At 68.2% G+C, this 24,299-nt stretch carries 25 protein-coding genes; 15 read left to right on the top strand and 10 right to left on the bottom strand.

Annotated elements, in window-relative coordinates; translation table 11 throughout:
- Positions 1-87 precede the first annotated feature (87 nt).
- From ACE3P2_RS03585 to ACE3P2_RS03565, 5 genes are all read left to right on the top strand, one after another.
- A complete protein-coding gene (locus tag ACE3P2_RS03585) occupies positions 88-405 on the top strand; it encodes a hypothetical protein (RefSeq protein ID WP_374261118.1) in 318 nt (105 codons plus the stop codon).
- A 76-nt stretch (positions 406-481) separates the two neighbouring features.
- Positions 482-712, top strand: a complete 231-nt coding sequence (locus tag ACE3P2_RS03580) for a hypothetical protein (protein WP_374261116.1) — start codon at positions 482-484, stop codon at positions 710-712.
- A gap of 17 nt (positions 713-729) precedes the next feature.
- On the top strand, positions 730-1,599 hold the full coding sequence (locus ACE3P2_RS03575; RefSeq protein ID WP_374261113.1) for a DMT family transporter: 870 nt from the start codon (positions 730-732) through the stop codon (positions 1,597-1,599).
- On the top strand, positions 1,596-2,144 hold the full coding sequence (gene ruvC / locus ACE3P2_RS03570; protein ID WP_374261111.1) for a crossover junction endodeoxyribonuclease RuvC: 549 nt from the start codon (positions 1,596-1,598) through the stop codon (positions 2,142-2,144). The genes ACE3P2_RS03575 and ruvC overlap by 4 nt, the downstream gene beginning before the upstream one ends.
- Positions 2,145-2,298: 154 nt before the next feature.
- Complete coding sequence (locus ACE3P2_RS03565; RefSeq protein ID WP_374261108.1) at positions 2,299-5,547, top strand: CHASE domain-containing protein; 3,249 nt, start codon at positions 2,299-2,301, stop codon at positions 5,545-5,547.
- Here ACE3P2_RS03565 and ACE3P2_RS03560 read toward each other — a convergent pair.
- Complete coding sequence (locus tag ACE3P2_RS03560; protein WP_374261106.1) at positions 5,516-6,265, bottom strand: sulfite exporter TauE/SafE family protein; 750 nt, start codon at positions 6,263-6,265, stop codon at positions 5,516-5,518. The genes ACE3P2_RS03565 and ACE3P2_RS03560 overlap by 32 nt on opposite strands.
- Before the next feature lie 126 nt (positions 6,266-6,391).
- Here ACE3P2_RS03560 and ACE3P2_RS03555 point away from each other — a divergent pair, with 126 nt between their 5' ends.
- The 3 genes from ACE3P2_RS03555 to ACE3P2_RS03545 all read left to right on the top strand — a co-directional run bounded on the left by ACE3P2_RS03555 (position 6,392) and on the right by ACE3P2_RS03545 (position 10,084).
- The gene (locus ACE3P2_RS03555) at positions 6,392-7,681 is read left to right on the top strand and encodes an HD-GYP domain-containing protein (RefSeq protein WP_374261104.1); all 1,290 of its coding nucleotides are present in this window, start codon (positions 6,392-6,394) and stop codon (positions 7,679-7,681) included.
- Positions 7,678-9,603 carry a response regulator gene (locus ACE3P2_RS03550; protein ID WP_374261102.1) on the top strand — a complete coding sequence of 642 codons (1,926 nt, stop codon included), beginning with the start codon at positions 7,678-7,680 and terminating at the stop codon, positions 9,601-9,603. Before ACE3P2_RS03555 ends, ACE3P2_RS03550 begins: the two co-directional genes overlap by 4 nt.
- A 169-nt stretch (positions 9,604-9,772) precedes the next feature.
- The gene (locus tag ACE3P2_RS03545; protein ID WP_374261100.1) at positions 9,773-10,084 is read left to right on the top strand and encodes a hypothetical protein; all 312 of its coding nucleotides are present in this window, start codon (positions 9,773-9,775) and stop codon (positions 10,082-10,084) included.
- On the opposite strand, the gene ACE3P2_RS03540 is transcribed toward ACE3P2_RS03545, so the two are convergent.
- From ACE3P2_RS03540 to rarD, 4 genes are all read right to left on the bottom strand, one after another.
- The gene (locus ACE3P2_RS03540; RefSeq protein ID WP_374261098.1) at positions 10,068-10,490 is read right to left on the bottom strand and encodes a hypothetical protein; all 423 of its coding nucleotides are present in this window, start codon (positions 10,488-10,490) and stop codon (positions 10,068-10,070) included. The two genes, ACE3P2_RS03545 and ACE3P2_RS03540, sit on opposite strands and share 17 nt — an antisense overlap.
- A gap of 47 nt (positions 10,491-10,537) precedes the next feature.
- Complete coding sequence (locus tag ACE3P2_RS03535) at positions 10,538-11,203, bottom strand: MOSC domain-containing protein (protein WP_374261096.1); 666 nt, start codon at positions 11,201-11,203, stop codon at positions 10,538-10,540.
- 75 nt (positions 11,204-11,278) lie between these two features.
- Positions 11,279-12,178: an ROK family protein gene (locus tag ACE3P2_RS03530; protein ID WP_374261094.1), complete on the bottom strand. Its 900-nt coding sequence runs from the start codon at positions 12,176-12,178 to the stop codon at positions 11,279-11,281.
- Between the two features lie 35 nt (positions 12,179-12,213).
- Entirely contained in the window at positions 12,214-13,110 is an 897-nt protein-coding gene (gene rarD, locus ACE3P2_RS03525) for an EamA family transporter RarD (protein WP_374261091.1), read from the bottom strand.
- Between the two features lie 120 nt (positions 13,111-13,230).
- Between rarD and ACE3P2_RS03520 the strand changes: the two genes are divergently transcribed.
- Positions 13,231-13,554, top strand: a complete 324-nt coding sequence (locus ACE3P2_RS03520) for a DUF1840 domain-containing protein (RefSeq protein WP_374261089.1) — start codon at positions 13,231-13,233, stop codon at positions 13,552-13,554.
- A gap of 24 nt (positions 13,555-13,578) precedes the next feature.
- A complete protein-coding gene (locus tag ACE3P2_RS03515; RefSeq protein WP_374261087.1) occupies positions 13,579-13,944 on the top strand; it encodes a hypothetical protein in 366 nt (121 codons plus the stop codon).
- A 7-nt stretch (positions 13,945-13,951) separates the two neighbouring features.
- Here ACE3P2_RS03515 and ACE3P2_RS03510 read toward each other — a convergent pair whose 3' ends face one another.
- Positions 13,952-14,554: a cysteine hydrolase family protein gene (locus tag ACE3P2_RS03510; RefSeq protein ID WP_374261084.1), complete on the bottom strand. Its 603-nt coding sequence runs from the start codon at positions 14,552-14,554 to the stop codon at positions 13,952-13,954.
- Between the two features lie 121 nt (positions 14,555-14,675).
- Between ACE3P2_RS03510 and ACE3P2_RS03505 the strand changes: the two genes are divergently transcribed.
- The 3 genes from ACE3P2_RS03505 (at position 14,676) to ACE3P2_RS03495 (ending at position 16,787) form a co-directional block, all read left to right on the top strand.
- On the top strand, positions 14,676-15,557 hold the full coding sequence (locus ACE3P2_RS03505; RefSeq protein ID WP_374261081.1) for a LysR family transcriptional regulator: 882 nt from the start codon (positions 14,676-14,678) through the stop codon (positions 15,555-15,557).
- A 179-nt stretch (positions 15,558-15,736) separates the two neighbouring features.
- Positions 15,737-16,048, top strand: a complete 312-nt coding sequence (locus tag ACE3P2_RS03500) for a hypothetical protein (RefSeq protein ID WP_374261078.1) — start codon at positions 15,737-15,739, stop codon at positions 16,046-16,048.
- Positions 16,049-16,085: 37 nt separating this feature from the next.
- On the top strand, positions 16,086-16,787 hold the full coding sequence (locus ACE3P2_RS03495; protein ID WP_374261075.1) for a DUF2202 domain-containing protein: 702 nt from the start codon (positions 16,086-16,088) through the stop codon (positions 16,785-16,787).
- Positions 16,788-16,804: 17 nt separating this feature from the next.
- On the opposite strand, the gene ACE3P2_RS03490 is transcribed toward ACE3P2_RS03495, so the two are convergent.
- The gene (locus tag ACE3P2_RS03490) at positions 16,805-18,652 is read right to left on the bottom strand and encodes a VWA domain-containing protein (RefSeq protein WP_374261072.1); all 1,848 of its coding nucleotides are present in this window, start codon (positions 18,650-18,652) and stop codon (positions 16,805-16,807) included.
- Between the two features lie 87 nt (positions 18,653-18,739).
- Positions 18,740-19,528 (bottom strand): 3-hydroxybutyrate dehydrogenase, encoded by a 789-nt coding sequence (locus tag ACE3P2_RS03485; RefSeq protein ID WP_374261070.1) that lies wholly within the window; start codon positions 19,526-19,528, stop codon positions 18,740-18,742.
- Between the two features lie 445 nt (positions 19,529-19,973).
- Here ACE3P2_RS03485 and ACE3P2_RS03480 point away from each other — a divergent pair, with 445 nt between their 5' ends.
- Together ACE3P2_RS03480 and ACE3P2_RS03475 are read left to right on the top strand one after the other, a co-directional pair.
- Positions 19,974-20,960: an AAA family ATPase gene (locus ACE3P2_RS03480; RefSeq protein WP_374261068.1), complete on the top strand. Its 987-nt coding sequence runs from the start codon at positions 19,974-19,976 to the stop codon at positions 20,958-20,960.
- A gap of 21 nt (positions 20,961-20,981) precedes the next feature.
- A complete protein-coding gene (locus ACE3P2_RS03475) occupies positions 20,982-23,306 on the top strand; it encodes a S8 family peptidase (RefSeq protein ID WP_374261066.1) in 2,325 nt (774 codons plus the stop codon).
- Between the two features lie 180 nt (positions 23,307-23,486).
- On the opposite strand, the gene ACE3P2_RS03470 is transcribed toward ACE3P2_RS03475, so the two are convergent.
- Entirely contained in the window at positions 23,487-24,044 is a 558-nt protein-coding gene (locus tag ACE3P2_RS03470) for an HNH endonuclease (RefSeq protein ID WP_374261063.1), read from the bottom strand.
- Between the two features lie 142 nt (positions 24,045-24,186).
- Positions 24,187-24,299, bottom strand: a 113-nt coding sequence (locus tag ACE3P2_RS03465; protein ID WP_374260580.1) for a transposase domain-containing protein, incomplete at its 5' end; no start/stop codon positions are given.

The raw sequence follows: 24,299 nt of genomic DNA, 5'->3' as shown, positions 1-24,299 counted from the left end.
TCGGCGCCTTTCCGGGCGAGCTGGCCCAGGCCGCGTCCCACGCCCGTCAGCGGTGCGCCACCACCCGACGAAGCCGACCTGTTGGTGATGAACCGCAGGATCGTGCGCTTCGGCGACGCCCTCCTGGGCGCATCGAGCATCGTCGGCCAGGGCGCCGCCGGGTTGATCCTCATGCACTCACGCACCCGGGCGGGTCGCGGCTTCATGCTCGACACCACCCTGACCATCGGCTACGACACGCCCTGGCATCAGGTGGGCGCGATGCTCACCGAGGCCGCCCGGCGCCGAGCTGCTCACCCGCCTGCACGCCAGCATCCAGGACGTCTTCAACGAATACGGCGTGCAGATCCTGTCACCCCACTACCCCGCCGATCCGGCAACAGAAAATCGCGTGCCGCCCGATAACTGGTATGCCCCGCCCGCGCACCGGCCCGACCCGGCCTGAGCGCTGGGTTATCATCCCACTGCCCGGAGCCTCACCATGACCGCCCCCGAACGCCGCAAGAACTTCACCCTGCGCGAACTCGTCGACAAGGCCTACCTCATCATCGAACCCTTCTTCGCGCCGGATAACGCCTGGAACGGGCAGATGCTCGAACACCTCGCCTACCGCGTGGTGCGCGAGCAACTGCCCGACATCCCGCCGGCCGACGTGCAGATCATCGTCTCCGCGGCCACCCGCACCTACCGCGCCCGCCACCCGGCCCGCTGAACCGTTCCCGCCCTTTCGTGACCCCGACCGCCAGCCGTCTTTACCCCTTCCTGTTCGTCCTGCTCTGGAGCACCGGTTTCATCGGTGCCAAGTACGGCCTCCCCTACGCCGAGCCGATCACCTTCCTGTGCGTGCGCTACGGGCTGGTGATCGGGGTGATGGGGCTGGTCGCCCTGGCCACCCGCGCCCCGTGGCCGACCGGGCCGCGCCAGTGGCTGCACATCGGCGTCACCGGCCTGCTGGTGCATGCGGTATACCTCGGTGGCGTGTTCTCGTCGATCCACCACGGCCTGCCGGCGGGCATCGCGGCGCTGGTCGTGGGCCTGCAGCCGCTGCTCACCGCCCTGGGTGCCGGCCTGCTGCTGGGCGAGAAGGTGTCCCCGCGCCAGTGGGCGGGGCTGGTGCTGGGTTTCGGGGGCGTGGGGCTGGTGGTGTTCCAGAAGGTGGCGGCCGCGTCGGGCGCGGCCGGCATCGCGCCGATGCTGGTGCCGGCGCTGCTGGCGCTGGTCGGCATCACCGCCGGCACGCTTTATCAGAAACGCTTCTGCCCGCGCTTCGACCTGCGCACCGGCGCGGTGGTCCAGTTCGTGCCCTGCCTCGCGGTGTCGGCGCTGTACGCGGCGCACACCGAGACGATGGCGATCCAGTGGTCCGGTCAGTTCGTGTTTGCGCTGCTGTGGCTGGTGCTGGTGCTGTCGGTCGGCGCAATCAGTCTGCTCAACCTGCTGATCCGCAGCGGCAGCGCCGTCAACGTCGCCAGCCTGTTCTACCTCACCCCGCCGACCACCGCGCTGATCGCCTGGGCCGCCTTCGGCGAAACCCTCGGCGGCCTGGCGCTGGCGGGCATGGGGCTGACGGTGTTCGGCGTCTGGCTGGCCCGCAAATGAGGGCGGCCTCCGCCACCGTCGCCACGCGCATCCTGGGCATCGACCCGGGGCTGCGCCACACCGGCTTCGGGGTCATCGACCAGCTCGGCAGCCAGCTGCGCTACGTGGCCAGCGGCGTCATCAAGAGCGGCGAGGGCAGCCTGCCGGAGCGCCTCAAGGTCATCCTCGACGGCGTGCGCCAGGTGGTCGCCACCTACCAGCCCGACCAGGTGGCGGTGGAGATCGTCTTCGTGAACGTGAACCCGCAATCCACGCTGCTCCTGGGTCAGGCCCGCGGCGCGGCGATCTGCGGCGCGGTGTCGTGCGACCTGCCGGTGGCCGAATACACCGCACTGCAGGTCAAGCAGGCGGTGGTCGGCCACGGCAAGGCCGCCAAGGAGCAGGTCAGCCACATGGTCGAGCGCCTGCTCACCCTCGACGCGAGCCCATCGGCCGACGCCGCCGACGCCCTCGCCTGCGCGATCTGCCATGCCCACGGCAGCAGCGGTCTGGCGGCGATGGCCGGCGTCGGCACCCGCAAGCGCGGCGGACGCCTGACCCGCTGACCCCGCGCGGCAAAGCCGCGCCCGCCCATCCGGCGCCAGCCTGGCCGGAAAATCCATCGTCATCGGCAATAACGCACGGCGTTTTTTCGGCGATGTCGTATAAAGGGAGGTTACCCGGCTGCCGTAGATCTCCCTCGCCCCTCGCATCTCCACCATGTTCGTTCCCCGCTCCCTCCCCTCCGGCGTCGTACGCAGCCTGTTGATCGGTCTGGCTTACATCGTGCTGGGCCGGATCGGGGTCGGGTTCGCCATCGCCGAGGGATATGCCAGCCCGATCTTCCCGGCGGCGGGGCTGGCGCTCGCCGCCGCCCTGTGTTTCGGCAACGCTGCCCTGCCCGGCATCTGGCTCGGCTCGGTGGGCCTGCACCTGTTGCTCGCGCTCCATCACGCCTCGGTCTCCTCCACCGACACGCTGGCGGCCGCGGGCATCGCCTGCGGGGCGACGGCCCAGGCCTGGGTCGGCCAGGCACTGATCCGGCGCGGCCTGGGCGACAGCTGGCAAAGCCTCGAGGACGAGCCCACGGTGCTGCGCTTCCTGGTGCTCGGCGGCCCCGTGGCCTGTCTGGTATCCGCCTCGGTCGGCATCGCCTGCCTGGCCGCGGCGGGGGTGCTCGAACCGCCGGCGCGGGCCTTCGCGTGGTGGAGCTGGTTCGTCGGCGACACCCTCGGGGTGCTCACCGTGGCGCCCCTCGGCCTGTGCTTCCTGCTCCGCTCGAGCCGCCTGTGGCAGATCCGTCGCCGCCTGGCGGTGCCGATGACGCTGACCCTGCTGCTCACGGGCACCGCCTTCTACGTCACCACCCAGTGGGAGCGCACCAACCGCGAAAACCGCCTGCAGGCCGACAGCGCCCAGATCCACAAGCGCATCGCCGACCGCCTGCTGGCCCACCAGGAAGCCCTGCAGTCGCTGCGCCGCTTCATCGAGAGCGCGCCGGAACTCACCTCGAGCCGGTTCGACGCCTTCACCCTGTCGATCCTCCAGGACAACCCCGAGGTCTCCACCCTCAGCTTCAACGCCCTCGTCCCCGACGCCGAACGGTCCGGTTTCGAGCAGACCCTCGCCGCCGGGCTGGGACGTCCGGACTTCCGGATCACCGAACTCGGCGCCGACGGCACCCTGACGCCGGCCGGTCGGCGCAAGCACTACGTGCCGATCACCTACATCGTGCCGCAGGAAACCAACATGCGCGCGATCGGCTTCGACATCGCCTCCGAGGCGATCCGCTGGGACGCCGTCAGCCGGGCGATGCCGCGCGAATCCGGCCTCGCCGTGACCGCGCCGATCCGTCTCGTCCAGGAGCAGCGCGTCTCGGTGCTGGCGCTCGCGCCGGTGCGCCAGCTCGGCGCCCCCGGCAAACCGCTGCGGGGCTTCGCGGTGGCGGTGATCCGGATCGGCCAGTTGCTCGACGCCGCCATCCTCCCCGACCAATCCCCCGGCCTGACGGTCGAGCTGATCGACCCCTACGCCATCGGCGAGACCCATCACCTCGACGATAGTCCCCCCAGCAACGGCATCCACCCGCCCCCCCTGCAGCTCGAGAGCAAGCTGCGCTTCGGCGATCGGGAATGGCGCCTCAAGATCAGCGCCGACGAGCGCTACCAGGCGCTCAACCGGCCGTGGGTGGCCTGGGGCGTGGGCGTCATCGGCCTGCTGTTCGCCGCCCTGCTGCAGATCCTGATCCTCGGCATGAGCGGCCGCACCGCCATCACCCAGCGCCTGGTGGACGCCCAGACCGCCGATCTCGCCGCCAAGAACCGCGAACTGGCGCTGGCCACGATCTCCATCGACAAGTCCGCCGACGCCGCCTACTGGATGCTCCCCGACGGTCACATCGTGCGGGTCAACCAGGCCGCCTGCGACATGCTCGGCTTCACCGCCACCGAACTCACCGCCCGTCGCGTCAGCGACATCGACCCGCTGTTTACCCAGGCGGTCTGGGACGATCATCGGGGCCGCGTTCACAGCGCCGGCTCGGAGCGCTTCGAATCCATCCACCGCCGCAAGGACGGACGCGAACTGGATGTCGCGATCACCGCCAGCCGGGTCAGCGCCGACGGACAGGACTACATCTACGCCACGGTTCGCGACATCACCGAGCGCAAGCTCGCCGAGGCCGAACTCACGCGCCACCGCGACCACCTCGAAGAACTCGTCGCCGCGCGCACCGCCGACCTGTCGCTCGCCAAGGAGGCCGCCGAGACCGCCAACCGCGCCAAGAGCAGCTTCCTCGCCAACATGAGCCACGAGCTGCGCACCCCGATGAACGCCATCATCGGCCTCACCCACCTGCTCGCGCGCCACAACGCCGACCCCGCCCAGCACGAGCGGCTCGACAAGATCTCCACCGCCGCCAGCCACCTGCTGCAACTGCTCAACGACATCCTCGAACTCGCGCGGATGGACGCCGAGCAGCTCGCCATCGAGCAGACCCGCTTCGCGCTCGACGAGGTCGTCGGCAAGGTCATCCAGCTCACCGGCACCAGCCTGCAGGGCAAGGGGCTCGCGCTCCGGCTCGACATCCCGCCGACGCTCGCCGGCCTGCCGCTGATCGGCGACCCGCTGCGGCTGCAGCAGGTGCTGCTGCACATCGTCGGGAATGCCATCAAGTTCACCGCCGCCGGCCACATCGGCATCCGCGCCGCGCTCACCGAACCCCGACCGGGCAGCGCCCTGCTCAGACTCGAAGTCGAGGACAGCGGCGTCGGCATCCCCGCCGACGCCCAGCGCCGCATCTTCAGCCCCTTCGAGCAGGCCGACGGCTCGCTCACCCGGCGCTTCGGCGGCACCGGCCTCGGGCTCCCCATCTGCCAGCGGCTGGTGCGCCTGATGGGTGGCGACATCGGCGTGACCAGCACCCCCGGCGTCGGCAGCACCTTCTGGCTCACCCTGCGCGTCGGCACCCCGGCGGCCGACGCCGCGCCGGACGCCGCCCCCTCCCGCGTCGACGCCGAGACGCGGCTGCGCAGCACCCATCGCGACAAGCGCATCCTGCTCGTCGAGGACGACTGGGTGAATCAGGCGGTCACCCTCGAACTCCTGTGCGAAGAGCTCGGCCTGCGGGTCGACCTGGCCCAGAACGGCGCCGAAGCCGTGCAGATGGCCTCCGCGACGCCCTACGACCTGATCCTGATGGACGTCCAGATGCCGGTCATGGACGGCCTCGCCGCGACCCGCGCCATCCGTGGCCTCCCCGGCGACATCGGCCGCTGTCCGATCATCGCAATCACCGCCAACACCTTCGACGAAGACCGCCGCGCCTGCCTCGACGCCGGCATGGACGACTTCATCCCCAAACCGGCCGATCCGGAACGGCTCTTCGCGACGATGCTGCGCTGGCTCGAACCGCCGCGCCGAGGCGGCCGCGCGGCCCTCAGCCCACCACCGCGTCCCACAGCAGCTTGACCCCCGACAGCCCCAGCGCCGCCGTGGCCAGCAGGTAGAACGGCTTCTCCGGGATGCGCGCCAGCAGGCGCATCCCCAGCCACACGCCGAGCGGCACCAGCGGCAGCAACATCGCCGACATCGTCAGCGTGTCGCGATTGAACAGATCCAGCCCCAGGTAAAACGGCAGTTTGGCCAGGTTGATCGCCGCGAAGAAGAACACCGACGTGGCGGCAAAAGCCTCCCGGGGCAGGCGCCGGGTCAGCAGGTAGATCATCACCGGCGGCCCGCCCGCATGGGCCAGCGTGCTGGTGAAGCCGGCACCGCCGCCGCACAGCCACGCAAAGGCGCGCAACGGCCCACCCGGCCCCGTCGGCCGCCCCCGGCGCAACAGGCGATCGAGGGCGAAGGCCACCGCGATCGCGCCCACGGCGGCCTTCACCATCCGGTCCGACATCGCGCCGAAGGCCAGCGTCCCCAGCGCGATGCCCGCCAGCGCCGCCGGCAGGAGCATGCGCAGCTCCGCCCAGTCGGCCTTGCCCCGCCAGGCGCGAATGCCGAACAAGTCCATCGCGATCAGCACGGGCAGCATCACCGCCACCGCATCCCGCGGCGACATCCACATCGACATGAAGGGCACCGCCAGTCCGCCCAGGGCACCGCCGAGCCCCGACTTGGAGATGCCGGTAAGGAGAATGGCGATCGCGGTGACGATCCAGCCGGTGATGTCGAGCTGCATGGGCGGACTTTCTGAACGGAAGCGTGAACCTTGCCACAACGCGCCGCAAACTTCGCTGCGCGCCGCTAAACTTCCCGAGCGGGCCGCCGAAAAAGCGGATATCGCCCCCCCCTGCGTTCCCGCCCGATGCCCACCCCGCCGCCCCAGGACTTTGTCGTCACGCCGGAGCAACTGTGCGTGGGCCTGTTCGTCCACCTCGACCTGCCCTGGTTCAGCCATCCGTTCAGCTTCAACAGCTTCAAGATCCGCACGGCCGAGCAGGTGAAGACGCTGCGCGAACTGGGCGTGACCCGCTTCCGCTACGACCCCGAACGCTCCGACATCCAGCCGCGCGGCCTCGCCCCGGCCCTCGAACCGCTCGCCCCGCCACCGCCGGTCGGCGACGATCCCGCCACCTCGGCGGCACTCGCCAGCAAGCGCGAGCGCATCGCCCGCCTCGCCCAGCGCAAGCGCCAGGTCATCGAAGTCGAGAAGGCCTTCATCAAGGCCGCCGGGGTGATGCGCAACATCAACAAGAACCTGTTCGCCCGCCCGAAGGAATGCCTCGAGGAAGTGGACGAGCTGGTCAATCAGATGGTCATCGCCTTTCTCGACCAGCCCGAGGTTGCACTGCACGTGATGGGCGAGCACAGCGCCGGCGAGGAAACCTATTTCCACGGCCTCAACGTCTCGATCCTGTCGATGATGCTGGCCAAGGAACTCGGCTTCACCCGCCCCCAGAGCCAGCAGCTGGGCGTCGGCGCGCTGCTCCACGACATCGGCCTTGCCGACATTCCCGAGCGGGTGGCCCGCGCGCGCCACGAGCTGACCACCCCGGAGCGCCACCTGCGCGAGCTGCACTGCGACTACGGTGTGCGCCTGGGCAAGCAGATCGGCCTGCCCGAGGGCGTGCTGCGCATCATCGCCCAGCACCACGAGCTGGCCGACGGCAGCGGCTACCCCAAGCACCTCAAGGGCGATCAGATCGACCCGCTGGCGCGCATCGTCTCGCTGGTCAATTACTACGACAACCTGTGCAACCCCAGCGACCTCGCCAAGGCGCTGACGCCCCATGAAGCCCTGTCGATGATGTTCGCCCAGCGGCGCGGCAAGTTCGACGCCCGGGCGTTGCAGGTGATGATCCGCAGCCTCGGGGTCTATCCGCCCGGCTCGGTGGTCAAGCTCTCCAACGACGCCCTGGCGCTGGTCTCCTCGGTCAACCCGGTCAAGCCGCTGCGACCGTGGGTCACCGTGTTCGACCCCGACGTCCCCCGCGACGAGGCGATCATGCTCGACCTCGAACAGGAACCCGACATCAACATCACCAAGGCCCTGCGCCCGATCCACCTGCCGCCCGAAGTCTACGAATACCTGAGCCCGCGCAAGCGCGTGACCTACTACTTCGACGCCGACGCCCGGCAGGGACGCACGCCATGAGCAGCCGCTACCAGGACGTGCTGCTGGCCGCCGCGGGCGAGATCCTGCTGCTCGTCGATCCGGACAGCCTCGTCATCCTCGCCGCCAACCCGGCCTCGTCGCGCCTGCTCGGCTACCCGCTCGAGGCGCTGGTCGGGCAACCGATCACCGAGATCGAGTGCGCCCTCGCCGACGTCTTTTTCTGGGAAGAGATCCGCGCCGGCGGCGGCACCGACGAACAGACCCTCGAAGGCCTCTACCGGTGCGCCGACGGCAGCCTGCTCGGCGCCCGCAAGAGCGTGCGCCGGGTGCCCGAAGGCATCCTGGTGCGCGCCACCGACATCGACGCCCAGCGCCGTGCCGAGGACGAACTCGCCGAGATGAGCTCGCGCCTGCGCGCCACCCTCGAAGCCACCGCCGACGGCATCCTGGTGCTCGACGCCGACGGCCGCATCGTCAACATGAACCGCCGCCTCGCCGGCCTGTGGCAGCTGCCCGAAGACCTCCTCGCCCGCCACGACGACGACGCCATCCTCGACCACCTCGCCAACGCCGTCGAGGAGCCGGCCGCGCTGCTCACCCTGCTCACCGCCCACAGCCAGCACCTCACCGAAACCTTCGACACCCTGGCGCTGCGCGACGGGCGCATCTTCGAGGCCAGCTCGCGTCCCGCCCGTCGCGACGAGGAGGTGATCGGCCGGGTGTTCTGCATCACCGACGTCACCGAACGCCACAAGGCCGAGCAAGCCCTGATCGCCGCCCGTGACGCCGCCACCTCGGCCAGCCGCGCCAAGAGCGACTTTCTGGCGATGATGTCGCACGAGATCCGCACCCCGATGAACGGCATCATCGGCATGGCCCAGCTGCTCCAGATGACGCCCCAGAGCGAAGAGCAGCGCGAGTACATCGGCACCATCCTGTCGAGCAGCGAAGCCCTGCTCGGCATCATCAACGACATCCTCGACTACTCGAAGATCGAGGCCCGCAAGCTCAGCCTCGAAAAGATCGGCTTCGATCTGCGCCAGCTCGTCGGCGACGTGGACAAGCTGTTCCGCCCCAAGGCCCGCGACCAGGGCCTCGGCTTCGACACCCGCATCGACGAGCGCCTGCCCCACGTCATCCTCGGCGACCCCAACCGCCTGCGCCAGATCCTGGTCAATCTGGTCGGCAACGCCTTCAAATTCACCGCCAGCGGGCGCATCGACGTCCTCGCCGAAGCTTGCGAATCCGCACCGGGGCGGATCGGGCTGCGCTTCACGGTGCGCGACACCGGCATCGGCATCGCCGCCGACAAGTGCCGCCATATCTTCACGCCCTTCGAGCAGGCCGACATGTCCACCACCCGACGCTACGGCGGCACCGGCCTCGGCCTGTCGATCTGCCGCATGCTGTGCGGCCTGATGGACGGCAAGATCGGCGTCATCAGCACCGAAGGCGCCGGCTCGCAGTTCTGGTTCACCGTCCAGCTCGAACCCTGCGCCGGCGAAAGCAGCACGCCCAGCCTCGCCGCGCGCCCGATCCTGCGCCGTTCGACGCGCATCCTCGTCGTCGAGGACAACCCGATCAACTGCACCGTCATCTCGCGGATGCTCGAGCGCTTCGGCGCCCACGACATCGCCCTCGCCAGCGACGGCGAAACGGCCATCGCCCTGTGCGGCGAACGCAGCTTCGACCTGATCTTCATGGACGCGCGCATGCCGCGCATGGACGGCCTCACCGCCACCCGCCGGCTGCGCGAGGCCGGCCACCGGACCCACATCATCGGCGTCAGCGCCGACGCGATGAGCGAGGAACGCGACGCCGCCCTGGCCGCCGGCATGGACGACTACCTGCCCAAACCGATCAGCCACGACGCCCTGGCCGACGCCATCGGCCGCTGGCGCGACCGTCTGATCGCCGCCCAGCACGCCAGTCCCGACAACCGGATCGACGACAAAATGTAAGCGCGTTCCGGCGCAACCGGCGTCGCACCCCGCCGCACGCGCCGTCGGAGGCATCCGCGGCCGCACCACGCCCTGCAAGTTTGCTTACACATCGCGGTCCGACGCCGCCACCAGCGCGACTATCCTCGCCGCCATGCCCGCCTTGCGGGGATCCACGAGGAGAACCACCATGCGCTCGACACGCCACCTGATTGCCGCCGCCGTGCTCGGCACCCTTGCCATCGGCGCAGCCCTGCCCGCCAGCGCCCACGACCGCGGCGGCTGGGGCGGCGACGGCTGGGGCGAACGTTACCGCCATCCTCACCATCACGACCGCTATCGCCACGGCGGGCCCGCATACTACGGCCCCGCTCCGGTCTATGCCGCGCCGCAGGTGGTGTACGAACGCCCGATCGTCTATGCGCCGCCGCCGGTGTACGCCTACCCGGCCCGACCGGCCATCACCATCGGCCTGCCGTCGGTGGTCATCCCCTTGCGTTGAAGGCTCGCGCCGCAGCCGGCACCCGCAGCGCCAGCGACGCACCCGGCAGGTGCGACAGGCGCGCCACCGGCGCCACCCCCGCCGCCGCGAAGCTGGCTTCGATGCACTGGGTGTGGGCCTGAGTCAGCTCCTCGATGAAGGCGCCGAGGATCGTCACCAGCCCCTCTCCGCCCGCCTCCATCAGCAGCGCGATGCGCTCCTCGAGCTCGACCTGATCCGCCACGCAGCAGCTATCGTCGCGTCGCAGCAACTGCCGGCGCAGACAGCTGTCGGCCAGCCCCACCGACAGCCGACAGGCCAGGTACTGAAGGCGCTGGGCCACATCCATCTGGGCCAGGCACAGGCGCCCCATCAGCTCGACGAGTGGCAGCGGGGAAGAAGGCGCGGAGAGCACGGGAAAGGACATGTTCGGAGTCTCGTCGGGGAGTCGGGCGGGCGAAGTTCTTTTTTAGCCTAGCGGTTGGCAGAGTCAAGCAACCATGCCGCACGGCCCTGCAGACGCGCCGCCCAGGCCGGGTTGAGCCCGGCGGCGGCGGCCAGCAGCCCGATCTCGGCGGGATCGGGACGGTGGGCGGTATGGGCGGCCCACAGCCGCGCCAGGGTCAGGCCCGGAGCGGGGCGGTCGATCAGCGTCAGGCTGTCGCCCACGGCCAGCGCGCCCGCTTCGAGCACCCGGAAATACCAGCCTGTGCAGCCCAGCTCGGCGACCACCCGCGACATCGGATCGTGCCCGAGACGATGGCTGATCTTCCAGCACGGCTGACGGGGCTGGCTCACCTGCAGGCGGCTGCTGCCTGCCGCAAAGACGTCGCCGATGCACACCGACGTCTCGTCCAGGCCCCGGCCCGACAGATTCTCGCCCAGCACGCCGGGAGCCAGCAGGGCGGCCACGCCCGGCACCCGCCCGGCGAGGCGGGCATAGTGCTCCGCCGGGTAGTAATGGATTGCCTTCTCGGGGCCGCCGTGGACGCGCCGGTCGCCCTGGCGGTCGCCCGCGAGGCCTTCGGACCCGACCGCCACCGGGACATCGACGGGCGTCTTGAAGATCCCCGTCAATTGCCCCTCGGGCGGCAGCGGGCGCAGTTCGCCGACAAACACCGCGTCAATCCGCACCTTCATCGCATCTCTATCCAAAGTTATAGCGTCAGCCACAAGGTTTAACGGCGCCCATTTTGCGCTCCGACGGCCGCCGGCTCAAGCCGGCCACAGCCACGCCGCGCCGCGCACGCCCGACGAATCGCCATGGGCGGCGCGCACCAGGCGGGTCGCCACGGTGTCGGAAAAGATGTGCGCCCCCCAGCGCAGCGGCACCTCGGCGTACAGCGCGTCGAGGTTCGACATGCCGCCGCCCAGCACGATCACGTCCGGATCGAGCACGTTGATGACGCCCGCCAGCGCCCGCGCCAGCCGGTCGGCGTAGCGCGCCAGGCTGGCCAAGCAGGCCGCCTCACCCGCCGCCGCGCCGGCCGCGATTTCCGCCGGCATGAGCGCCGCGCCGCCCATGCGGCGGTGGTCCGCCGCAAAAGCCGGACCGCAGAGGTAGGTCTCGACGCAACCGGCCCGCCCGCAGTAGCACGGCGGCAGCGGCAGATCGTCGCCCGCCGGCCGGGGCAGCGGGTTGTGGCCCCACTCGCCGGCGATTCCATTGACGCCTTCGAGCACCCGCCCATGGACCACCACGCCACCACCGACCCCGGTGCCGAGGATCACCCCGAACACCACCGGAGCCCCCGCTGCCGCGCCATCCACCGCCTCGGACAGCGCAAAACAGTTGGCATCGTTGGCGAGACGGACTTCACGGCCCAACAGCCGGGCGAGATCGTGCTGCAACGGCTGGCCGATCAGACAGGTGGAGTTGGCGTTCTTGACGCGCCCGGTGGTCCGCGACAACGCGCCCGGCATCCCCACGCCGACACTGCCGCGCTGGCCGAGCTCGGACTCGACGGCGGTCACCAGCCCCGTCACCGCCGCAAGCGTCGCGGCGTAGTCGCCCTGCGGCGTCGCCACCCGACGGCGAACCAGCACACGGCCATCCGCCGCAAGGGCGATGATTTCGATCTTGGTGCCGCCGAGGTCGATGCCGATGCGGATCATGGGAACGGAAAACAGCCGAAAAGCCCGATTTTAAGTCAGCCCTGCGCCGCAGCCTGGCGGTACTTCTGCCAGCCGCTCCAGCTGTAAATCAGCAGCCCAGCCCAGATCAGTGCAAAGGTGACGAGCCGCGCCGGCTGGAGGGTTTCGCCGAAGAGCCACACCGCGGTGACGAGCTGCATGGTCGGGTTGATGTACATCAGCATTCCCACCGTGGCGAGGTTGAGGCGCTGGGTCGCCGCGGCGAAGAGCATCAGCGGCAGCGCCGTCATCGCCCCCGACATGGCCAGCAGGAACAGCGTCATCCCGTCGTGGCCGCTGAACACCGCGTGGCCTTGCCACGACTGCCACAGGGTATAGACGCCGATCAGCGGCAGCATCGACAGCGTCTCCAGCCACAGGCCCGACACCGCATCCACCGGCACCTGCTTGCGTACCAGCCCGTACAGCCCGAAGGTGCCGCCCAGGAACAGCGACACCCACGGCAGACTGCCCAGCGCGACGAACTCGTTGACCACCGCCGCCACCGCCAGCCCGACGGCCAGCCATTCCTTGCCGTCGAGGCGCTCCTTGAGCACCATCATGCCGAGCAGCACATTCACGAGCGGAGTGAGGAAGTAGCCCAGGCTGCCGGCGATCACCAGATGCTGGTCCACCGCCCACAGGAAGCCCAGCCAGTTCGACCCTACCAGCAGCGCCGCCAGGGTCAGGCGCGGCAGCGTGCCGGGTCGCCGGAGCGCCGCGCCCACCTTGCTCCAATCCCGCCTCGCGGCGAGGATCAGGCTGACGAACAGGCAACCCCACAGGGCACGGTTGCACAGCACGTCGGCCGGGCTGACGTGGCCGAGCTGGCGGAAGAACAGCGGAAAGAAACCCCAGATGCCATAGGCTCCGAGGCCGAAGCCGATACCGGCGAACGACTGGCCCTTGGTCATGGCCGACCTTCACGCAAAGACGAAGGCGCACGATAGCACCCACGACGAGCGCTGACGCTTCGGGTTTTCCGCGTCCGGCTACTACAATGGGAGACCAATCCACTTCAAGGCTGCGCCATCATGCTGATCGTCTTCAAATCCTCCGCCAGCGGCGACGTCATCATGTTCGAGAAGAACGGCAAGGAAATGCTCGGCGTGCTGGGCAAGGACCCGGCCGACGCGACGGGCATCGTCACCGTTGAACAGCTCCCGGGCGCCATCGCCGCCGTCAAGGCCGCCATCGAGGCGGACAAGGCCCGCGCCGCCGAAGCCCGCCACGACGAGGCCGCCGACGAGGCCCGGCCGTCCGGCGGCGGGGTGAGCTTCTTCCAGCGCGCCGTACCGCTGCTCGAACTGCTCGAACGCGCGCTGAAGGACAAGGTCCCCGTCACCTGGGGCGTCTGAGCCCCGCCCGTCACCGAGGCCGCCATGACCCAGCGCGACATCGACCTGGCCCTCGAGGTGGTGCGCGAATCGCTGCCCCACCTTGGCATTCCGCGCCGCCTGTGCACCCGCCGCCTGTCGCCGGCCGGCCGGGTGCTGGGCCAGTACCGCTGGCACTCCGACACCCTGCGCCTCAACCCGCGCTACCTCGCCCGCCTGTCGGACGACGACGCGCTGGACTTGCTCGACACCTTGCTCCACGAACTGCTGCACAAGGCCTCGCCGCTCTGGAAGCAGCTGCGCGACAGCTTCCGCCCCCATCCCGACATCTGGCTGAAGGCCGAGCGCCTCGCCGGCCAACTCGGCCCGGTCTACCTCGCCCGGCGTCGCAAGCCCACCGCCGAGGCCTGATCGCCGCTCAGGCGGGGATGTCGTCGCCGCCCGCCACCACCACCGCAAACGCATCCGACAGGCCGGCCAGATTGGCCCGCTGGACCTCGGCCGCGGGCACCGTGCCGCCGCCGGGCGCCGGCAGCGCACGGGTCGCCGTGGCCGCCGCCGGCACCACCACCGGCCAGCCCAGGTTCACCGCGCCACGGGCGGTGGAGTTGACGCAGTTGTGGGTCATGAAGCCCGCCACGACGAGCTGGCGCGGCGCGCCGAGCGCCCGCAGATGCGCTTCCAGCTCGGTGCCGATGAAGGCGTTGGCGTGCCGCTTGACCACCACCGGCTCGCCCGCCAGCGGGGCCACCGGGTCGGCGATCGCACCGATCTCCGCGCGGATGTCGTAGGGCGTGCCCGGACCGGCGTCGTGCTGGATGTGGATCACCGGCACGCCGGCCGCCCGCGCCCGCGTCAGCAGGCGCACGCACTCCTCGAGCGCGGCCTCGACGCCGTCGAGGCGCATCGTGCCGCGCAGATAGGTGTTCTGAACGTCCACCAGAATCAGCACGGATTGGGACAGCGGGGCCGGCGCGGCGGGCAGGCCGAGCAGCTGGCGCAGGGTGAAGGGCGCGGTCATCGGTTTTCTCCTCGGGTTGAAATGCGATGGCTGCAGCGTAGGGCCGGGCGACCCCTGCGTAAATATGCACATCTGCCGCCCAATCCTGCAAAATTGCAACCCCATTCCGGAAATGCCCCCCATGAACTGGGACGACCTGCGCTTTCTCGTCGTGATCGGCCGCGAAGGCTCGCTGGCCGGCGCCGCCCGCTGTCTGAAGGTGGACCAGACCACCGTCGCCCGCCGCCTGCGCGCCCTCGAAAATGCCCTCGCCACACCGCTGTTCGAGCGCGACGAAGGGCGCTGGCGACCAACGCCCGTGGGCATCCAGGTGCTCGCCCGGGCGGCCCGCATCGAGGAGGACGTGGCCGGACTCACCCGCATCGCCGAAGCTGGACGCGACACGATGACCGGCACGGTGCGCATCACCTCGGTCGGCACGCTCCTCGCCAACTGGCTCACGCCGCGCCTGCCCGGCCTGTTCGCGCGCCATCCGGGGCTTGGCGTCGAACTCGTGGCGAGCAACGCCAACCTCAACGTGGCACGGCGCGAGGCGGACATCGCGCTGCGCCTCGCCCGCCCGGCCGAGGGCGACTTCCTGATCCGCAAGGTCGCCGAGATCGGCTTCGCGGTGTACGGCCCGGCCAGCGGCGCCGTGGACGGCTGGGTGGGCTACGACGACGCGCTCGCCCACACCCCCGAGATGCGCTGGCTCGCCGAGCGGCACGGCACGGCGCCGATGCGGCTGCGCACCGCCAGCATGGCGAGCCTGATGTGCGCCGTGGCCGCCGGCATCGGTCAGGCGATCCTGCCCTGCCTGGTGGCCGATCCCGCCCCCGGCCTGATCCGCCTGAGCGGCGCAGCGCCCGTGCTGACCCGCGAGCTGTGGCTGCTGATCCACCCGGACGCCCGCCAGCAGCCGCGCGTCGCGGCGGTCGCCGACTGGCTGGCCGAGCGGATTGCCCAGGACCAGCCGGCGTTCCTCGGCCAGCCCCCGCACGTCGCCGGCCCCACCGCCGCCTGACCGTCCAGACAAGCGCCCGGCGGCAATGCGACATATCGCCGAACATTAGAAAAAACTAATAAACCGGGGCTATATTTGAAGCGACCGGACTTCCCGGTCGACCGCCGCCCCGGCCGCGCGACCTCCTCTTTCTTCAGCCCGTCGCCGGGCGGCCCCTCCCCGCTCATCCGGAGACCGCCATGACATCGCGCCACGTCGTATCGCTCGCCACCGCGCTGCTCAGCCTCGCGCTTGCCGGCCCCGCCATCGCCGCCGACACCGCTTACGGCAGCCAACTCATGACGCCGCAGGAACGCGCCGAACATCGCGCCACCCTGCGCGGCGCGCGCACCGCAGCCGAGCGCGACGCCTACCGCCAGCAGCACCACGAGGCCATGCAGGCCCGCGCCCGCGAACGCGGCGTCCAGCTGCCGGACACCCCGCCCGCCCAGGGCGGCGGCGGCAATCGTCGTGCCGACGGCGCCGGCATGGGCCCCCGTGGCGGACGCTGATCCGCCGCGCCCTCGATCCTTTTCACCACCGACCACCATGACAAGACATCGCCTCGGGCTCGCCTCGACCGTCCTTGCCGCCTGCCTCCTCGTCGCCTGCGGCGGCAGCGGCGGCAACGCCCCGCAACAAGGCAGCGCCCCCTTCGTCGTGAATGCCGACGGCAGTTCCAGCTTCGTCGACACGGCGCTCTCCGCCGCGCTGGCGGCGCAGCCCCTCGAAAGCCTCAGCGCCGCTGAGCGCACCTCGCTCGCTTACATGCGCGAGGAAGAGAAGCTGGCCCACGACGTGTATGCCCGTCTGAACACCCTGTGGGGCGGCCAGACGCCGATCTTCGGCAACATCGCCCGCAGCGAGGCGACCCACACCGAAGCCGTCCGGCTGCTGCTGGTGCGCTACAGCCTGCCCGACCCCGCTGCCAACCTGGGCGAAGGGCTGTTCGTCGCGCCGGTGCTGCAGCAGGGTTACCACGACCTCACGGCGCAGGGCGCAATCTCGCTGATCGACGGGCTGCGGGTGGGGGCCACGATCGAGGAGATCGACATCGTGGACCTGGAGAACGCCCTGCCCACCATCGACAACCAGGACATCCGGCAGGTGTACGCCAGTCTCCTGAAGGGCTCGCGCAACCACTTGCGGGCCTTCGTGCAGGCGCTGGCCCAGCAGGGCGTGACCTACGCGCCGGCCTACCTCGCCGGCGACGCCTACACCGCCATCGTCACCTCCGCCGTCGAACGCTGACCCGACACGCCGGCGGTTCAGCCGCCGGTCAGCTGCGCGTAAAGCAACGGCAGCCGCGCCGGCAGCTCGGCCGGGTTGCGCAGGATCGTGTAGCCGGCCGGGCCGAAGAGGTGCGGCAGATAGCCCTGACCTTCCTTGTCGATGGTCACGCAGAAGGGGCGCACGCCTTCCTGGCGGGCGGCGTTGAGGCTCATCCGGGTGTCCTCGATGCCGTAGCGGCCCTCGTAGTGATCCACGTCGTTGGGCTTGCCGTCGGAGAGGATCAGCAGCAGGCGCAGGGCTTCGGGGCGCTTGGCGAGGATCTGGGTGGCGTAGCGGATCGCCGCGCCGATGCGGGTGTAGAAGCCCGGCTTGAGGGCGCCGATGCGGCCGCGGATGCGATCGTCGGCGGCTTCGTCGAAATCCTTGATGCGGTGAAAGCGGATGTGATCTCGCTTCCTCGACGAGAAGCCGTACAGCCCGAACGGATCGCCGGTGGCGCCCAGCGCCTCGGAGAACAGCCACAGGCTGTCGCGGATCACGTCGATCACCCGCTGCTCGTCGCTCACCCAGGTGTCGGTGGACAGCGACAGATCGGCCAGCACCAGGCAGCACAGGTCGCGCTCCCGGCGTTCGCACGACAGGTAGCCGCCGGTGTCGCCGGTGACGTGGCCGGTTTTCCGGTCGGCAAAGGCGCGCACCACGGCATCAATGTCGAGCTCGGGGCCGTCGGGCTGATTCTTGAGCCAGCGGCGGGCCGGGGTAAGGGCCTCGAACTGGTGGCGCAGGCGCCGCGCCGGGCGCAGCAGGTGGGGCGGCAGCGCGCAGGGCTGGGCGTCGCGCGGGTCGAGCACGGTCAGGCTGCACACGTCGCGCTTGAGTTGCTGCTTCTTCCAGTCCCACTCGGGCAGCAGGATGCCGGTTTCGAGCGGCACGTCGTCCTGGGCCGCGGAGGGCAGGTCCAGGTCGAAGCGCACCTTGGAGGCGGTGTCGGTGCCGTCCTGGGCCACCGAGATCTTGTCCATCTCGGCGGCGGCGCGGGCGGGGTTGTCGTCGGCGTCGTCGTCGTGGCCGCGGTTCACCTTCACGAACTCGGCAAACGACAGCAGGCTCTCGGCCCGGAAGGGCAGGATCAGACCGTTCTTGCCGTCGGGCATGTCCTCGCGCTGGGCCTGGCGGCGGCGGTCGGTGGCATCGGCGGCCTTGCTGCCGCCTTCGCGCTGGTCGGCCGGGGTGGGCGGGTTGGATTGCTCGCGGCGGTCGATGGCCACCGGCGCCGGGTAGAGCCACAGGGCCACCGGCGTGGGCGGGCGCTTGGCGGCGGGCAGGCTGGCCACGCTGCCGGGCTCAAGCAGCGCCTGGCGGATCGCCCGCTCGGCGGCGGCTTCGTCGGACGGCAACTTGGCCGGATCGGGCCGTTCGGCAATCACGGCCTCCACCAGCCGCCGGTAGCGCGCCGCAAAGCCGGGGAAGGCATCCAGCGTGGCGCGGCTGGCGGCCTGGTTGGCGGCGATCCAGCCGTCGGTGTCCAGCCCGCCATCGGGCAGCGCGGCGCCCTGGGCGATCAGCCACAGGTAGAGATCGCGGTTGAGGCTGCGCTCGGGAAAGAACGCGATGTTGGCTGGCAGGCGCAGGGTTTCGGCGTCCCGCGCGGCATGGGCGGCCTTTTCGCCCACGTGGGCGATGCGCTGCAGCCAGCTGCGCCGGGCGCCGTGTTCGAGCTCGGCGGCCGGCGCCACGCGCAGACCGGCGTCGCCCCCCAGCGCGCGGAAGAGGATGCCGGCCGTGCGCTCGATGTCGTCCAGCCGCACGGCGGCATCCGGGTAGCTGCGCGTCGCCGCGCGGGTGATGAACTTGTGCCAGAGGCCGCCGATGAACTCTTCCATGATCCCGCCGGGGCCAGCCGCCCCATCCTGTAGGGGCGACTTCCGTCGCCCCTCACGCTTTGAACAATCGGCGCGCGGGCCACCCCGCTACCGCGCCGTCCACCCGCCATCGATCAGCGGCGCCGACCCGGTGACCGACTTGGCCGCATCCGAGCACAAAAACACCGCATACGCCGCCACTTCCTCGGCCTCGACAAACTGCTTGGTGGGCTGGGCGGCGAGGATCACCTCGCGGATCACCCGCTCCTCCGGCAGGTTGTGCACCTTGGCCTGATCCACCACCTGCTTCTCGACCAGCGGCGTGCGCACATAACCCGGGCACAGCGCGTTGCAGGTGATGCCCTGCTCCGCCACCTCCAGCGCCACCGCCTTGCTGAAGCCCACCACCGCGTGCTTGCTGGCCGTGTAGGGCGCCTTGAACGGCGAGGCCACCAGCCCGTGGGCCGACGCGATATTGACGATCCGCCCCCAGCCCTGCGCCTTCATCCCCGGCAGCGCCGCCTTGGTGGTGTGAAACACCGACGACAGGTTGATCGCCAGCAGCTGATCCCACGTGTCGTCGGGAAAGGCATCCACCGCCGCCACATGCTGAATGCCCGCGTTGTTGATGAGGATGTCCACCCCGCCAAAGGCCGCAATCGTCGCCTCCACCAGCGCCCGCGCCGAAGCCGGGTCGGCCAGATTGGCCGGCGTATAGCCGATCTCCACGCCCGTCTCGGCAGCCAGCGCCGCGCGAACCGACTCCGCATCCGCCGCCACCCGCGAGCCATTGAGCATCACCTTTGCCCCCGCCTGGGCCAGGGCCCGCGCCACCGCAAGACCAATCCCCGAAGTGGAACCCGTGACCAACGCCCGCCTGCCTGCCAGAACTGCCATCTGATCTCTCCTCGAATCCCCGAGCCCACGCCCGGCTGTGCGGGTGATGCTACCGCAGGGCGGGGATGCGGCGGTGACTATAGCGGCGAGGGGTGGGGGGCGCCCTGTTGTGGGTCAAGAATGGGGAGGGAGCGGGCGTATGACTTATGGCATATGGGCAAGAGGTGATGGGCAGGCTAACATTTGGCGCGGTTCATATTGAAGTGCGAAACACGTGCTAGGAGATGGCAGTTAAGGCGAAAGACTACATACCGGCCATTGCAGACGTTGATGCCAGCGGACCCAAATGACCAATTTCGGATACCGAAGTGGACTGTCAAAAATCCTCTCACAGCGATGACTGTTCTACAAGTTACCGAAGCCTTATAGCTTAGAATTAGCTGCATTTCCTGCAGCCGAAGGCGACAAGGAATCGAAGAACGATTGTTTCGACCACGGGTGAAGTATGTCCAATGCAAAGTTACTCAGGCAGTTAATCAAGGCAGGGATCGAGGGTGACTCGGACAGCTTTAAGGCAGCTTCGGAAGCTGTAATTCGTGAGGAGCGCGAAAAGAAGCACCACCTGCTAGCTAACGATTTGGAAAGGCTGCTGTACGGTGAGCGGTCCACCTCCGGTCGTGGGCACCTACGGTTACTTCCCGCCACGGAACTGCCCGTCAACAAGGACAGTGGCGTGGCCTTGGTCGAAGAACGGCCCGCAATTCGAGACGAGAGCGACATCGTGTTGGGTGATGCGGCGCAGTCTGCGTTGGACGAGGTGCTGATGGAGCATCGACGAGCGGACGTATTGCTGGCCCATGGCCTGCAGCCGGCCCAGCGTCTGCTGTTCTGCGGCCCGCCAGGTTGCGGCAAGACACTCGCTGCCGAGGTAATCGCGAGTGCGCTTGACCTGCCCCTGCTGGTTGTCCGCCTTGATTCGGTCATCTCCTCGCTGCTGGGCGAGACATCTTCCAATCTTCGCAAGGTCTTCGACTACGTGTCTGCTCGTCCGGTAGTAGCGCTCTTTGATGAGTTTGATGCCCTGAGCAAGGATCGGGGGGCGAGTGACGACCATGGCGAGCTGAAGCGGTCGGTGAATGCTGTTCTGCAAATGATAGATGGGTATAAAGGCCCTAGCATCCTGATAGCCACCACGAACTATGAGACTCTGCTCGACAAGGCAGTCTGGCGACGGTTTGACGAGATCATCCGCTTCGAGCCTCCCAACCTTGAACAGGTCAAGCGTCTTCTCGCACTTAAACTTTCTGGCGTTCGTCGAAACTTTGAAACAGACGACTCGAAGATTGCCACTCTCTTCAAGGGCTTGTCGCACGCAGATATTGAGCGCGTGCTTCGCCGGGCTGTCAAGGACATGGTTCTTGCCAGTCGAGAGTTTCTAGCCAAGGCCCACCTAGAGGCTGCGCTGACTAAGGAATTCCAACAACAACATTAAGGCGCCTGGGGAGCAAGTCGAATGACATATGAGCACCTGCGGTTAGAGAAAGAGTCTCCGGTAACAGATCGGCACCGCCGCCCTGGATTCGGCCCTCCTCCTCCCGCAGATCCTCGCGGGCATGGCAATACGCTGCTCCAAAGCTTTCGTGCGGCACGCGCAGTCGCTGCCAACGAGGATCTGGGCGGATTCGATGACCGAAAGCTGCTGAAGATTCGCCTCAGGGAGGGTGAGCGGCAGCTTCCTGACTTCAACTTGATTGAGGGGCTGGAAGTCGTCAGCCAGGAGGGTCATGAAGTTGTGTTGGCCTTTGCAACGGCAGCCGGACTCAACCTTGTCGAAGAGCGCCTCGCAACGTTAGCCCGCGACGGAAGGGTGACCCGGAAGGAGCTATTGTTTGTTATCGACGCCTTCGAGCACTGGACGCCGGAGGACCGCACCGGCGCTGCGCTAGCTGAACAAGGCTTGCCCGAAGAGGGTCCGTGCACCTTGGACATCGAGCTGTGGCCACAGGAGATGCCGAGACGACGGCAAGCCACGATGGACGCGTTCGTTGCCTTTGCCGCCGAGCTGCGTGCTGAGGTCCTTGACCGAATCGAGAGTTCGTCGTTGCTCATGGTTCGGCTGCGTTGCTCCCGTGAGGCGCTTGAGCAAGTTCTTCGCTACCGGGATGTGCGAACTGTGGATTTACCTCCCCGTTGGGGTTTGGCCATCGGAACCATTACGGCCGACGTGAACCGGTTTCCTCCTCCGGGGCCACCCCCAGCTGAAGCCCCACGGGTGGCAGTTCTGGATGCGGGTCTAGTTACGGGACAGCCGCTGATTGCGCCGGCAGTGGGACACGCCCAAGGCTATGTTCTGCCCCACCGCAGTCCAGATGATTCGGAGCCCTGGCATGGCACGGCAGTGGCGGGACTCGCGCTCTACGGTGACGTCGAAGCCGCGATCGCGGCGGGTGCGTTCACCCCAAATCTCCACTTGGTATCCGGGCGCGTTTTCAACCACGATGGTGCGGATCAGACAGAGTTCGTGGAGAACGCCGTCGAGCGAGCGGTAAGAGACCTGAACGACGAGTTTGGTTGCCGTGTCTTCAACCTCAGTTACGGTGACCTGAACAAGATATACACCGGCGGACATGTGCGCGGCCTCGCGTATACGCTGGACCGCCTCACTCGCGAACTGGGCGTGCTGTTCGTTGTGTCCACAGGTAATCTCAAAGAGGAAACCTTGCCCGGCGACCCCGTGGGTAGCTTCCCTGGCTACTTGTTGGAGGAAAGCGCTCGCTTGGTGGACCCAGCCACCGCACTAAATGTAGTGACTGTCGGCGGCATCGCCCGCCACGAAGCCACGCGAGATGCCCAGCGGTATCCGCAAGCCATCGAGGCCCGTCCCATTGCTCGCACAGGTCATCCGTTCCCGCTGACTCGCTCTGGCCCGTCCATTGGGGGCGCTATCAAACCCGATTTTGTCGAGCACGCGGGGAATTTGGCTGCGATGCGACTGGCAGGTAGGACGGACCACCGTGGTCTTGGTGTTGTCACCACAAACGGTGGCTTTGCGAGTGGGCACGTCTTCAGAGAAGAGGTGGGAACCAGCTTCGCTGCGCCTACTGTCGCGCACAGGGCGGCGAAGCTGCTGCGCAGCGTGCCAGACGCGAGCCATAACCTCCTGCGGGCCTTGCTGGGTGCACACGCCGATTGGCCTGCGCCATCCGTCTCATTACTGAACCCGAACAACAACTCTGAGGGCCGCGAGATCCTCACCCGGCTCGTCGGTTACGGTTGCATCAACGACAGCGCGCTGGAGCAATCCCTGGACAACGTAGTGTCGTTGATCTGCGAAGAGCAGATCGGTAACGACAGATGTCAGTTCTACGCAATACCCATCCCTGACGAACTATGGGATGGAGGACGGCGGACGCGTGAGGTGACTGTAGCTCTGGCCTACAGTCCAGTCGTCCGGACCACACGGCTGGACTATCGGATGACCAAACTGAAGTTCAACCTAGTGGTTGCCACTGACTTGGATGCGGTGGCTGCAGCGTTCCAGCGGGACCGTGACCAAGGGCTGCCCGAGCGTGGCACGAACAGGTGGCTATCTGGAGAAGCACGGCAGGCGGGGACGCTTCAGGTGTCGAGGTGGCGCTTCCAACAACGCCCGCAAGGGCAAGTGCACGTGGTAGTTACGCGGCAAGATGCCGGTTGGTCCACCGTTGGCGATGAGCTAGAACCATACGCCCTATGCGTTAGTATTGCTGATAGGTCGAACGCTCAGTCACGTCTCTATGCTCATGTGCAGGCAATCCTCAGAGCCAGGATCGACCAGCGCGCACGTGCCAGAGTGTAGCCCCGTAGAGTTACAGACAAGCCTTTAAACTCTGGCGGGCGCATCTGTGCCTACACCGGTTACGGCTTCACTTAGCCCGGCATATATAGTCGGTTTTTCGATTTTTCGTCCACGAGGGGGCGGTAGCAGCCGCTCGCGATTGCCACCACCAGCCGCATTGGCCGACAACCCGCCGTCCCCTCACCCCAACTTATAAGCCACCTTCGTCTCCTCCACCACCAACTGCCCCCGCCTCTGCAGTTCCTTGATCACCGCCTCCACGTCCCCATCCGAATGGGCGCGTTGCTGGTTTTTCAGCAGTGCCTTGATGGTGCTCGATAGGGTCGCCACTTTCCGAGGCCGCGATGCGCCGCGTTTCCTGAGGTCCGACACCACAAGATCAAAGGCAGTTTGGGTGGTGTTGGCACTGGCGTGCAGCGGAGTGGGCTTGGGCGTCACTGCGATTGCAGGGGAAGCAGAAGCTATTGGCGGAGGACACGATGCCTGAGCCAGCACTGCAGGGCACTGGAAGTTGCCGCGCTGATTCAGCACGATCTGCATCTTCTCGCGGATCGATTTGGCGCCAAGCAGATGGTTGAGCGTCTTGCAGCAGGCCACGCAGTTTCCTTCGTCGTTGGTGCCGCCATTGGCGCTGGCCACCAGATGCTCCACCGAGGCATCGGCCTTTGGCAGCAGTTTGCGACAGAAGAAGCACAGGCCCCCTTGGGTGAAAAGCAGGCGGTCGAGTTGGGCGGTCATGGAGGTGTCGGTTGTTGGTCTGACGGGAGATGCCTGAAGGATATCAGCAGAGCGCTTGGCCACAGGTTTGATCGCACTGGGCAGGGGCTCCCTGCTGGCGCAGCGCAAAGTAACCCCCCGGCAATCCCCTCTTGACCGAGCCTCAGGCTGAATCCGGCCTCCACCGATGCGGCAGCAACTCCCCGATCCGACTCTGCTGCTGCGTCGGCAGACGGGTGAGGACGTCCTTCAGATAGGCGAAGGGCTCATGCCCAT

Origin of the sequence: Zoogloea sp., from assembly GCF_041911615.1 — a bacterium.
Classification (GTDB): Bacteria; Pseudomonadota; Gammaproteobacteria; order Burkholderiales; family Rhodocyclaceae; genus Zoogloea.
Note: the sequence above shows the minus strand (reverse complement) of the source record. Positions and strands in the feature narration are given on the sequence as shown.

Bases quoted from the DNA above. Each gene is read 5' to 3' on its own strand.
- ACE3P2_RS03485 (WP_374261070.1), bottom strand. From the start codon at position 19,528: ATGGCAGTTCTGGCAGGCAGGCGGGCGTTGGTCACGGGTTCCACTTCG.
- ACE3P2_RS03530 (WP_374261094.1), bottom strand. From the start codon at position 12,178: ATGATCCGCATCGGCATCGACCTCGGCGGCACCAAGATCGAAATCATC.
- ACE3P2_RS03560 (WP_374261106.1), bottom strand. From the start codon at position 6,265: ATGCAGCTCGACATCACCGGCTGGATCGTCACCGCGATCGCCATTCTC.
- ACE3P2_RS03565 (WP_374261108.1), top strand. From the start codon at position 2,299: ATGTTCGTTCCCCGCTCCCTCCCCTCCGGCGTCGTACGCAGCCTGTTG.
- ruvC (WP_374261111.1), top strand. From the start codon at position 1,596: ATGAGGGCGGCCTCCGCCACCGTCGCCACGCGCATCCTGGGCATCGAC.
- ACE3P2_RS03515 (WP_374261087.1), top strand. From the start codon at position 13,579: ATGACCCAGCGCGACATCGACCTGGCCCTCGAGGTGGTGCGCGAATCG.
- ACE3P2_RS03580 (WP_374261116.1), top strand. From the start codon at position 482: ATGACCGCCCCCGAACGCCGCAAGAACTTCACCCTGCGCGAACTCGTC.
- rarD (WP_374261091.1), bottom strand. From the start codon at position 13,110: ATGACCAAGGGCCAGTCGTTCGCCGGTATCGGCTTCGGCCTCGGAGCC.
- ACE3P2_RS03545 (WP_374261100.1), top strand. From the start codon at position 9,773: ATGCGCTCGACACGCCACCTGATTGCCGCCGCCGTGCTCGGCACCCTT.
- ACE3P2_RS03480 (WP_374261068.1), top strand. From the start codon at position 19,974: ATGTCCAATGCAAAGTTACTCAGGCAGTTAATCAAGGCAGGGATCGAG.
- ACE3P2_RS03540 (WP_374261098.1), bottom strand. From the start codon at position 10,490: ATGTCCTTTCCCGTGCTCTCCGCGCCTTCTTCCCCGCTGCCACTCGTC.
- ACE3P2_RS03550 (WP_374261102.1), top strand. From the start codon at position 7,678: ATGAGCAGCCGCTACCAGGACGTGCTGCTGGCCGCCGCGGGCGAGATC.
- ACE3P2_RS03470 (WP_374261063.1), bottom strand. From the start codon at position 24,044: ATGACCGCCCAACTCGACCGCCTGCTTTTCACCCAAGGGGGCCTGTGC.
- ACE3P2_RS03520 (WP_374261089.1), top strand. From the start codon at position 13,231: ATGCTGATCGTCTTCAAATCCTCCGCCAGCGGCGACGTCATCATGTTC.
- ACE3P2_RS03510 (WP_374261084.1), bottom strand. From the start codon at position 14,554: ATGACCGCGCCCTTCACCCTGCGCCAGCTGCTCGGCCTGCCCGCCGCG.
- ACE3P2_RS03490 (WP_374261072.1), bottom strand. From the start codon at position 18,652: ATGGAAGAGTTCATCGGCGGCCTCTGGCACAAGTTCATCACCCGCGCG.
- ACE3P2_RS03555 (WP_374261104.1), top strand. From the start codon at position 6,392: ATGCCCACCCCGCCGCCCCAGGACTTTGTCGTCACGCCGGAGCAACTG.
- ACE3P2_RS03500 (WP_374261078.1), top strand. From the start codon at position 15,737: ATGACATCGCGCCACGTCGTATCGCTCGCCACCGCGCTGCTCAGCCTC.
- ACE3P2_RS03495 (WP_374261075.1), top strand. From the start codon at position 16,086: ATGACAAGACATCGCCTCGGGCTCGCCTCGACCGTCCTTGCCGCCTGC.
- ACE3P2_RS03535 (WP_374261096.1), bottom strand. From the start codon at position 11,203: ATGAAGGTGCGGATTGACGCGGTGTTTGTCGGCGAACTGCGCCCGCTG.
- ACE3P2_RS03585 (WP_374261118.1), top strand. From the start codon at position 88: ATGAACCGCAGGATCGTGCGCTTCGGCGACGCCCTCCTGGGCGCATCG.
- ACE3P2_RS03475 (WP_374261066.1), top strand. From the start codon at position 20,982: ATGACATATGAGCACCTGCGGTTAGAGAAAGAGTCTCCGGTAACAGAT.
- ACE3P2_RS03505 (WP_374261081.1), top strand. From the start codon at position 14,676: ATGAACTGGGACGACCTGCGCTTTCTCGTCGTGATCGGCCGCGAAGGC.